At 36.7% G+C, this 10154-nt stretch carries 10 protein-coding genes and 1 pseudogene; 3 read left to right on the top strand and 8 right to left on the bottom strand.

What is annotated here, in order from left to right:
- The 3 genes from IQ247_RS32950 to IQ247_RS29445 all read right to left on the bottom strand — a co-directional run.
- Positions 1–605 (bottom strand): type IV secretory system conjugative DNA transfer family protein (locus tag IQ247_RS32950; protein ID WP_322745603.1); only part of this gene is annotated, 605 nt, incomplete at its 3' end.
- Positions 511–1716 carry a type IV secretory system conjugative DNA transfer family protein gene (locus IQ247_RS29450; RefSeq protein WP_228060158.1) on the bottom strand — a complete coding sequence of 402 codons (1206 nt, stop codon included), beginning with the start codon at positions 1714–1716 and terminating at the stop codon, positions 511–513. The genes IQ247_RS29450 and IQ247_RS32950, both read right to left, overlap by 95 nt.
- 185 nt (positions 1717–1901) lie before the next feature.
- The gene (locus IQ247_RS29445; protein ID WP_193925418.1) at positions 1902–3050 is read right to left on the bottom strand and encodes a hypothetical protein; all 1149 of its coding nucleotides are present in this window, start codon (positions 3048–3050) and stop codon (positions 1902–1904) included.
- Positions 3051–3264: 214 nt separating this feature from the next.
- On the opposite strand from IQ247_RS29445, the gene IQ247_RS29440 reads away from it, so the two are divergent.
- The 3 genes from IQ247_RS29440 to IQ247_RS29430 all read left to right on the top strand — a co-directional run bounded on the left by IQ247_RS29440 (position 3265) and on the right by IQ247_RS29430 (position 4842).
- Positions 3265–3810 (top strand): hypothetical protein, encoded by a 546-nt coding sequence (locus IQ247_RS29440; protein ID WP_228060157.1) that lies wholly within the window; start codon positions 3265–3267, stop codon positions 3808–3810.
- Between the two features lie 292 nt (positions 3811–4102).
- Entirely contained in the window at positions 4103–4513 is a 411-nt protein-coding gene (locus IQ247_RS29435; RefSeq protein ID WP_193925416.1) for a XisH family protein, read from the top strand.
- Positions 4504–4842: a XisI protein gene (locus IQ247_RS29430; RefSeq protein WP_193925415.1), complete on the top strand. Its 339-nt coding sequence runs from the start codon at positions 4504–4506 to the stop codon at positions 4840–4842. Before IQ247_RS29435 ends, IQ247_RS29430 begins: the two co-directional genes overlap by 10 nt.
- Before the next feature lie 134 nt (positions 4843–4976).
- On the opposite strand, the gene IQ247_RS29425 is transcribed toward IQ247_RS29430, so the two are convergent.
- The 5 genes and pseudogenes from IQ247_RS29425 to IQ247_RS29405 all read right to left on the bottom strand — a co-directional run.
- Positions 4977–6461 (bottom strand): ATP-binding protein, encoded by a 1485-nt coding sequence (locus IQ247_RS29425; protein ID WP_228060156.1) that lies wholly within the window; start codon positions 6459–6461, stop codon positions 4977–4979.
- Between the two features lie 68 nt (positions 6462–6529).
- Positions 6530–7444 (bottom strand): putative endonuclease domain-containing protein, encoded by a 915-nt coding sequence (locus tag IQ247_RS29420; protein ID WP_193925413.1) that lies wholly within the window; start codon positions 7442–7444, stop codon positions 6530–6532.
- A gap of 31 nt (positions 7445–7475) precedes the next feature.
- Positions 7476–8228: a hypothetical protein gene (locus tag IQ247_RS29415; RefSeq protein WP_193925411.1), complete on the bottom strand. Its 753-nt coding sequence runs from the start codon at positions 8226–8228 to the stop codon at positions 7476–7478.
- Between the two features lie 12 nt (positions 8229–8240).
- Entirely contained in the window at positions 8241–9902 is a 1662-nt protein-coding gene (locus IQ247_RS29410) for a TraB/TrbI/VirB10 family type IV secretion system protein (protein ID WP_193925409.1), read from the bottom strand.
- Positions 9903–9935: 33 nt separating this feature from the next.
- Positions 9936–10154 (bottom strand): annotated as a pseudogene (locus IQ247_RS29405) (hypothetical protein); the annotation flags it as partial.

Genomic DNA, 10154 nt, shown 5'->3' with positions numbered 1-10154 from the left:
ATTCTTTCTCTCAAATCTATAGCTTCATCTAAATGACTAACATCAACCATCGGGGAACGCATAATTAATCTTGGATAAACCTGTTGTGACCAAAGTTGTTCGCTTCTATTTATTCGTTGTATATCTAATTTAGGAATAGGAATAGTTATGGGATAAGGAATCGAGCCTTCACCAACAGACGTATAACCTGGATTGGTAATTACACATTTCCCTTGAGGAAAGCGCATAATTTCATCTGCGGTAAGAATCGGCATTGTCTGTAAATTATCAGTCCAAGTAATAGTCCGTCCTTCCTTGGAGTCACTGATAGACTTATTCTTAACAATAAATTCCTTATGTCCGTAGCCCGAAGAAAACTTGTCCGCAGTTGAGTAATTTGCTGGGTTGTAGAGGATTTTAGTACTGCAAGCGCTGATTATAGCGGTTGCTAAGTTGTCACCGTATGCGTTCGCTAGTTGTTCTAAAGATTGGACACCTAATACAAAACAAGCTCCATTACTTCTGTACTCGTTAATCCACTGAGGTAATGCTTTGAGGTACAGCGATGGTAATTCGTCGATAAATATTCCTAATGGGTCTTTCCTTTGGGTACATAGATTGCTCACAATAGTCATGTGAAGTGAGTAAGGCGAGTAATGGTCCGACAACATCGCGTCTGGGGTCATCTAATTTGAATATCAGGATTTGCTTTCCTGATAGTTTGGTAGAAATAGTACTTTTACCGATGAAAGAAGAAAGAAGCGATCGCTGGATAAAAGCAGAAAATATACCTACTGTGGTTGTGTCTATACTCGCAATAGTTTTCTCGCTGTCTTTTGCTTTGAGGTATTGTTGAAACGAAGCAGCAACCCAACGAGAAATCGTACCTGCTTCTACTGCTGCGTGTAACTTGTTGATAAAATCATCGATGGATTGGATGCAGTAAACGGTGGCTAAATCTGGACAATCACTACCCTTCGCCAGTTGGATTAATGCTTTAGCGAGTAAGTCAGCAGCTTTTGAGAAAAACTCGTCTCCTTTACCACTACCACCAGCATTTGCGTTAATTACGCTCGCAATTTGCGCTGCACTCACCGCATCTTCTTGATTCTCCATGAAATCAAGCGGGTTAATAACTTCACTGTATGGTTCACCAGGGGCAAATATTCGCACATCGTAACCGTAGCGTGCAGCGAGCGGTGCAAGTAATTTCATCTGGTCGCCTTTTTTGTCGTAGACAATTAGGGGGAAACCTTGCATCATGCAGCTTTCTGCCATACGGTCAATTGTGCCAAAGGTTTTACCGGAACCGGGAGCGCCAAGCACAAGGGTAGAACGTTCCGCATGGGGAATCCAAACGGTTGGGGATGCTCCAAGGAAGGTTTGAAGTGCTGCTCCAAATTTTCTGAATCTACCAGAGAACCAGTAGCGGGGAGAACCACACCAGAAAGTTACTTTGTTGTGTTTGCGTTCTTCAATTTGTTTGAGAGCCAGGTTGGTTGCTGCAAGTTTTTCACCTATCCCTACTACTTTTCCTGTAGAAATCTTGCCCTTTTTACCACTAGAAAATTGACTTAATATAAATAAGAATACTAATATTCCTATCATTGCTAAACCTTCGGGATTAGCGAAAGTTTTAAATAGTCCGTTAATATCAAGGCTTGATTTTATTCCGCTTGATTTTTGTTCAATGACTGTTTTATTATTAGTAATTTTGGATAATAAATATTGTTTCATATATAAATATAGTAACTTGGCTTAAAAACTATTATTAAAACCTTTTATAAATAAGGTCATTATTAGTAAGACAATTCCTAAACTAAAATTAAAATAGATAAGAAAGCGTACAATTCTAGAAGACAAACTATTACTCATATCCCGCTCTCCCTCTCTCACTCCCTCACTCCCTCACTCCTCCATCTTCAGTCTCCGATAAAAATAGGTGCATTAACTTCGTAAGTAAAAAACGGAACGGGACCAATAAAATATGGTGTTGCACCACAGGCATTTTTGAAACGAAAGAATAAAGCGGTGTCAACAGTATCAGTTTTCTCGTCGGGTTCCATAACTACTACTTTAAAAGCGCTTCCATAAGGCAATCTTCCAGTAGGCTCCTTACCTCCATTTACGGATTTCAAGCAACCCCAACCACCTTCTACCTTTTGATATTTTCCGCTAATCCAAGAGCTTCCTTCAAAGTTACCTCTAATGTTGCGTCCTGAATTTTCTAAATCATCAAGTTCGATGTGCGGACAATTTTCTCCTTCACAGGGGACGGAAAAGCCTGCTACATCAGAACCAGATACCGTGCGCTGACGACGTTTTTCTGCCGTACCCCAGATGAAATCAATTCTGGCAATCTTGTTACCTAATTCGGTTAAGGGAAGAGGAAAAGAAGTTAGAGGTACAGCGTTTAATCCTGGAATGTCTTTGATCAAGGTATTTTCCCAACCTTTGAAATTTGATAGTTGTACTGCACTAAGGTTGGGGATGTCAGAAATTGTGTATGTTGATAAATCAATTTGATTGAGTTTAAGATTCCCTAAAGTAGGATTTTGGGATAAAAGGTTTGTTAGAGAGGTATTGATATTTTTTTGAGGAGATTCGGTTTTTAAAAGTGTAGCGATAGGTAGTATTTTAGCTGCATTAGTTTGTCCTAAGTTTGGTATTACTTCTACTAAATTTTGAACAGTTTGTTCTCCTAATAATGGGAATTTATCTAACGTTAAGGTATCGAGGTTATTATTATCAGTAATATTGCTAAGGCTAAATAATTGAGGTTTCAATGCTTCCTCAATATCGCCTAAAGTCAGATATTCATCTGGAGTATCCCCGGCATTCCATTTACGAGCTAATCCGTTAACTTTTATTGAACCACCATTTTGTATTGCTGGCATTTGTTTAAATGAAATTCTTTGCCAGTCAGGTAATAAGACAATATTTCCTTCTAAGGGCAGAGTACGGGTAGGTAGATTGGTTTGGCTTTGTGCCGAAGATGGGTTTGAGTAAATGCTGATAGAAGCTAACAAAATGGGGAGAACTTTTAAAGTGATAAATTGAGAAATCTTCATTAATATATTTTAAGATATTTCTCTATAATTATCAATCAAATATTGTTATCAATGTGCTTGACTATTAACGTAAGTTTGTCTATCACAATAGTGATATCTCGATATTTTTAACTATCAACTATACATATTTAGTTAAATATATTTTCTAGTGAGCTATTAGAATATAAAATAAAGATGATGTCAAAAAAACAAAACAGCTAAGCACGGTAAAACTATGTCCAAATCCCTAATTCTCCAGGAAAGTAAGGAATACACATTCCGCTCGTATTTTGAAATGATTTACGAGCCAGAAGAAATTTTAGCGGAATTTGGATATAACCTGGTTCGGGCTAAATTATCCTTACCCAAAACCCAAAAGCCTCTTGATAGAATTGCTGATTTAAAGGACCGTATTGAACGAACTTTGCCTCGTGTTAGTCTAACAAGTGAAACTGCTCGTCGCGAAACACTTGTTGCACCATTATTATTAGAAGTTGCTACTTATTATTGTGATTGTCAGTTGCGTATTGAGTATCCCTTAGCAGTAAGCAAATGGTTAAAAGGAAACTTAGATTATTTATTACGTTCAAGCCAAAGCCTTTTAGTTGTGGAAGCAAAGAAGGATGATATAACTAGAGGATTCACACAAATGGCTGTAGAATTAATCGCTTTGTCTCAAGTAGAAGAACAGCCATTTCAATATGGGGCTGTAACAATTGGAGATGTTTGGCGTTTTGGTTTACTTGATGTTGAAGCTAAACGCATTACCTTTATATATTAAACTTTATTCCCTACCCGATGATTTGGAAGCATTAATGCTTGTTTTAGTAGGGATTGTTGAACGAGATTAGAAAATATAATATTATTTAAAGTACCCTTATTTAGTGTTTTTAACTCCCAAATAAAACATCTGGTTCTTCAGCCCAACGACTTGTATCTGAAGAAGCTACCGTACTTGTAAGATATATCCTGATATTACAGTCAAGGTAAACCTTAAGTTAAAATATGAATTTAAAGTAATATTATGTATTATCTACCTTTCACTAGCCCAACTTTAAGTATAGTGAGTTCCTATGGCAAAAGATAGATTTCATTATATTGTAAAAAATGCCTTACAAAAAGACGGCTGGAAAATCACGGCTGACCCTTATGAAATTAATGTAGATGATGTGGATTTTGAAATTGATTTAGCTGCCGAAGACCTTTTAGGAGCAGAACGAGAAGGACAAAAAATAGCGGTGGAAATCAAAAGTTTTATCAGCCCCTCAAATGTTTCCGAATTTCATACAGCTTTAGGTCAATTTTTAAATTATCGGGATGCCTTAGAAAAAATTGAACCAGAACGTTTACTTTATTTAGCCGTAAGAGTACCTGTTTACGAAACTTTCTTTCAACGCAAATTTATTATATCAGCAGTTAAAAAATATCAATTACGATTGATGATTTATGATGTAGAACAGGAGGTTATTCATCAATGGCTGTAGAACAATATAGACAATATATTCGACGTATTCTTGAAGAACGAAAAAAACGAGCTTCAATGTCACGAAATTACGAAGAGTATGAAGTGCAAACAATTTTTGATGAAAAGCAAGACCATTATCAACTACTTTATGTAGGTTGGCGTGGAAATAAACGCGATTTTGGTTGTATTTTACATCTTGATATTAAAGATGGGAAAATTTGGATTCAACACGATGGTACAGAAGTTGGAATTGCTAATCAATTAGTTGAAATGGGAGTACCAAAGCTTGATATTATTTTAGCATTCCATGAACCATATATACGTCAGTTTACCGAGTTTGGAACTTGAATTATTAGCTTATTATTTTCAGCACTCAAATAAGCAAGAAGGTTCTTTAGCCCACCTACTTGTATCTGGTGACGCAGCAGGACGAGCATAAACTGCTTTATTGCGAATCTCCACGATTTTATCTTCTTCCCGAATCATGCTGGGGGTAAATTGCGATAGCCCGAAGGGCGACGCTTCGCGTATCGCACTTCCAAAAAATCCCTCACGCTAACATTTAAAGGTTGTTTCCCAAGTTCAGAAGTGGGAAACTTCTGTGCATTCCGATAAAATATCTCCTGTGCCGTTTTTCTCACCATCAGCCCGATTTCAGCCGGAGTCAGTAGTTTCGTTTCTCTCAATAAGCGCAACCAATCTTTCTCGCAAAAATCTAATCCAGGAAAATATTTAGCTAGATGTAATTTAAAGATTTCATATCTTGCTCCAGTATGAGGAAGGTCTACAAAAATAATCTCATCAAAACGACGTATTAATTCTGGAGGTAAAAGCTCTAATCTGTTGACGGTAGCCATAACTAATACCTGTGATGTTCTCTCTTGCATCCAAGTAAGCAACTTCCCTGCTAATTGACGAGATACACCACCGTCCGAGTCAGAATCGAAACCAGCAAAACCTTTATCGAAGTCATCAAAATAGAGAACCAAACCGTGTTCTCCATTCGCATCGCAAAATTGTAAAAACTCTCGTAAATTCTTCCTTGATTCGTATGCAGTAGCGCCCCGTAAACCAGCCCAGTCAGCAGCAACCATTGGGACACCCATTTTTTTCGCTGCTAATTTCGCGCTGAGTGATTTCCCAGTTCCTGGTGGTCCCCAAAGAATCATACCTTTTGGAAAGCTAAGATTATGTTGTTTCGCTTCTGGTTTAAGTAGAACAGCAGCACGTTCCAATATTTCTTCTAATAAATCCAAACCGGCAGATGAAGGTACATCTGGTTCGCTAATAAACTCTACACCCTGACCTTTTAGCTTGCTCTTCTTGTAATCTAATACCCCATCAATTAATTCTTCTAAGGTATAAGTAAATCGAGATAAACGTTTCAATAACATTTCTAATTCACCAAGCGGTAAACCCAAACAAGTACGGACTAAAGTTTCAGATTTAATATTATTTGTAGAAAATTTTTTATCACAAAAGTTTTGAACAAGATTTTTAATATCTGATGGACTAGGTAACGGATTAATTAATGTTGGAATTAAAGGTGCTAACGAGTGAGGAAGTTCAACATAGCTTTCCATACATACGAGAAATCTTGGTACAGAATTTGCTTTTAAGTCATAAACTAAGTTACTCAGCACCATTTCTGTTTGCTGGGACAACATACCTGTTAAGATATCCGGCGAAATGACACCTTCAACTAGGAATATACCTGGTACATCGGGGTGTTGTAATAACCAATTTAATCCTGAAAAAAATTGGTATTGAGTAAATATAAGTTGCTGATTATTATTAAAAAGTTGTAATTCAGAATAACCCTTATTCCAAAAGTATAAAGGTAAACAAATATTTTGGGCTAATTCATGAATAAACTCTAGTATTTTAAATCTTTCCGTAATAGGACTTTCTATTGCAACAACAGTTTGTTTACTGTCAAATAGTAATGGTAAATCATTTAAATTCATAATTATTTTAGTATCTTTGAACCAGGACTTCCCTCACTCTCTCCCTCTCTCCCTCCCTCACTCCTCTTTCACGGTAAATAAGTCCTTCGGTAATTAACACTAGCCCACTTTTTCGCTTGCTTAATAGTCCACATTGGTTCGGGTGGCAATAATGGTACATCTCGCAACTGACTAATATATGTATAATCACCCGATACTCTCGCAATAACTTTAGCTATAACTTTGCAACAACGATACGGATATTTAACAGCTTGCTTCTCACTAAAGCGAATCACGACCCAATTATTTTGAGTAAAAAATTTATTTCTTCTATTATCTTTTCCTTGGTCAATACAATGATGTGGTTCTTTCGTGTTACCTACATAAGGTTCGTCAATCTCGATATCAATGCTTAAACCGCTTTTATGTACTAGTAGAAAATCTGCTGAGTAAGGGTGAGGAAATTTTGGATTATGAAATGCTAGTCCTTGAACTATATTTGGAAAAATACCCTTAGTAATTTGATAAAAAGTTTTTTCAGAAACACCTGCGGGAGCATCACTCTTACCGTCGGGTTGTAATATTTTTCCTTGTAAGGAGCGATTTCGTTTTGCTTCACGCTTCGGTAGACGCATTGCAGTAATATTATCTTTTTTCGTATTAAGTTGAATTCTAGAGGAAATATTTTTTCTGCTTGGTTGTTTAGATAAGCTTGATATAAAGCATAAGCAGCCTAAGTTGACAAAAGTCCATACAGCAAGAATTAGCCAAAGGGGATATAAATCAAGAAAATAAAAATAAATCGAAACAAAAAAATTGATACAAATCAATGCGTAAAATATTTTGTTTAAAACATAGTCACTGTCATAGGTTTCTTTATTTGATAAATTTACTTGCTTACTATCAATTGTATAAAAACGTTGCTTAAAATTTGGTGTCGGATTCTCCGCAATAAATTTAAGTATTAAACGTGGATAAAATATTGCAGGATAATACTGGTTCACTCAATTATTATTTTTAATTTAAATGTTGAAATTAATTATTCGCTTGAGATTGTTTGGGTAACGGTTTTTTCAAACTGTCTTCAATCCCTAGCAATCCCAATTCCGTCAATAGAGGTAAAGATACTTTTGTTGTTTGAGCAACTTCAACTAAAGATTTATCGGAGATATTTCGAGCCAATGCAATGAATTCCCTAACCTTAGTAACAACAGGGTCAGATGGTGGAGTATAACCCTTACGAATAGCACAAACCAAACCACGTTCAATATCGTTAATCGTCGCTCTCCGGAAAGAATCAACTTTTATGGTCGGTTCTATTCCTTGGGGATTGGGAGTTTGATTAGATATGCTTAAACCACTGTAAGTCGGCGAGCTACTACTCTTTTTTAGGTTGAAAGTATACAGATATGTCTTTCCATCACTGCTTTTAGTCTTAACGAACAAATTTGTTATATTCGTTGTAGTTAAATTAGGAAACTTTAACGGCTGTATTTTACGTAGAAAAACAGTTGTGGCTTGTCCACTATCTAAAGGCACGTCAGTAGCATAAGTGAAGTGAATAGGGTCTGCTAGAAAAATTTGAGTAATACGTTCGTTTACCCCAGAGAAATCAACAGCAGTCGCTCGACCAGTCCAAACTTTTATTTCAATGGCTTTTGAGTTCAGACCTCTAGCTTCGCTGGCATTAACTGTTAATATCGCAGACTGAGCATGGGATGGAGTTGCTAAGAATATAGTAGATATTCCAAACGCGATGATTGATTTTTTCAAAATATTTGTTTTCATAATTCGAGATTCTTAACGAGAGATTTCAAAAAAGCCATTGAATAACACAAAAACCTTCGTACCTACAGGTACAATAGCAACATCGGGATGATTCATAATTTCGCTATCCGCTTTATTCGCACGTTGACTTAATCGTTGTGACATAGGTTTGAAAAATCCTTCTACAGCTGCGGCTAAGACATTTGCTTTACTAGCTTTTGAGTTAAATGTCTGACTACTAAAACCATCATTAGAAATCACCGTCGAAGATTGGCTTTGATTTTGATTGAATACTTCCCCAGCGCGACCTGCTGCACCCAATAATCCGATTAAAATATCTTGTTGTGCGATAGCTCTACTTTTATCGGAGATAGATTTTGCAGTTAAAGGTTTATTGTTTTCCCCTCGAACTAAAATTGTATTTTGGGGTATTGTTTGTTGTTGAATTTGACCGGACGAGTCTTTATAAACGATTGCAACAACGGTTTGCTTAACAAGCTTATTAATCTTGGAAACTGAATTGATTTCTGTGATTAGAATAGTTCCTTTTGACAATGCAATACGTTTATCTATAGATAAAACGTCTTCCCGTAATTCGATTGCAAAGCGTTCCTGATTTTCATCTTCCTCACTCCAAATTATTGGTACTAAAACGGATGCTTCTGCGCTTGTACCTATTTGTACTTGAATTGGAGAATTAGAAGCGGTAATAGTTTCTTGTTGAAAATTAGTAGGGGTTCGATTTAAAATACCCAATTCCCCTGGTGTTGGAATTTCGCTCTGGTTTCTATTTAACTTATTACTTGGAATTGTTGAAAGAGCAGAAGCTTTATCTTGTTCGTTATTAGAAGCATTTGCAATTTGGATTGGAGATGCATCATTCTCCGAATTATCAGGCGTATTTTTGCTTTCTGAAGTTTCGGATTGATTTGGTAATGACTGTGCTTGTTCAAATGTTTGATTATCTTGTGTCCAATTTTTGTTACCCAGTGATGTTGTTTGTTGTCCTAAAGTTGCAAGTTGATTCCAACACTCGAAGGGGTCTATTTTTTCACTTTTTGTTGGGGAGGGAGCGGGGGAAGGATTAACAACTGTATTCTTTGGTTGTATATTGTTTGGCACTCTTTCTCGAATAATTTTTGGTGGAGATGGTACTGTTTCTCGAATAATTCTTGGTGGTGATGGTACTGTTTCTCGAATGATTCTGGGTTTACTCGGTTTTGGTTTACGAGCTGTTCTCACGGGTTTATTTGGCTTTGGTGGAGGTGGTGGTGATTGTTCTACTGGTTGTTCAACATTCCGACTTGCTTGGTTCCGTAGCGCTAATTCAGCTTTGAGACGTGCTGCTTCGTCGCTTTCTGAAGCTAAAACAGGTGGTGTTGATTCTAGTACAGGAGCTTTAACAACTGGTTTAGGGGCAAAGAAAATTGACCATATCATCCAGCCAGAAGTCATAACGCTACCGACTAGTAGAGATGCGATCTGCTTGCAGCAGCGCTTCGCTATCGCAAACCTAATTAAAGGATTTTCACTTCCTGATTGCGCTTCTGCTTGTTCGTTATCTCGCTCAATTAAAAATTCTTGGTCAATTAAAGCTACTTGTTCGGGTTGATATCCCGATATTTCCAATTCTTCTTCAGAAGTTAATTCATCATCGACTGATTCCAAATCATAGTTTTCTTGATTATTGTTCATATAAAATCACTATTTATTAGTTTCATAACTTTCTCACTCCCTCACTCCCTCACTCTGCCTTTCTTCAGTAAATTCAGAAATTTTAGTTATTTCCAAACCCGCACTTCTAATTTCATATAATTGCTGTTCTAATGCCGAACTATCATTCGATTGTGGAGAAGGAATATCAACCGCTTGTAATCTAAAAGTACGATTAAAATTAATTTCCTCATCCGCACCACCAGCCAAGTTTACTAATACTCTTGTTGCCAC

It is taken from the genome of Plectonema cf. radiosum LEGE 06105 (genome assembly GCF_015207665.1).
Lineage (GTDB): Bacteria > Cyanobacteriota > Cyanobacteriia > Cyanobacteriales > Nostocaceae > Rivularia > Rivularia radiosa_A.
The sequence above is the reverse complement of the archived record's forward strand: the minus strand, read 5'-3'. Positions and strand labels throughout refer to the sequence as shown.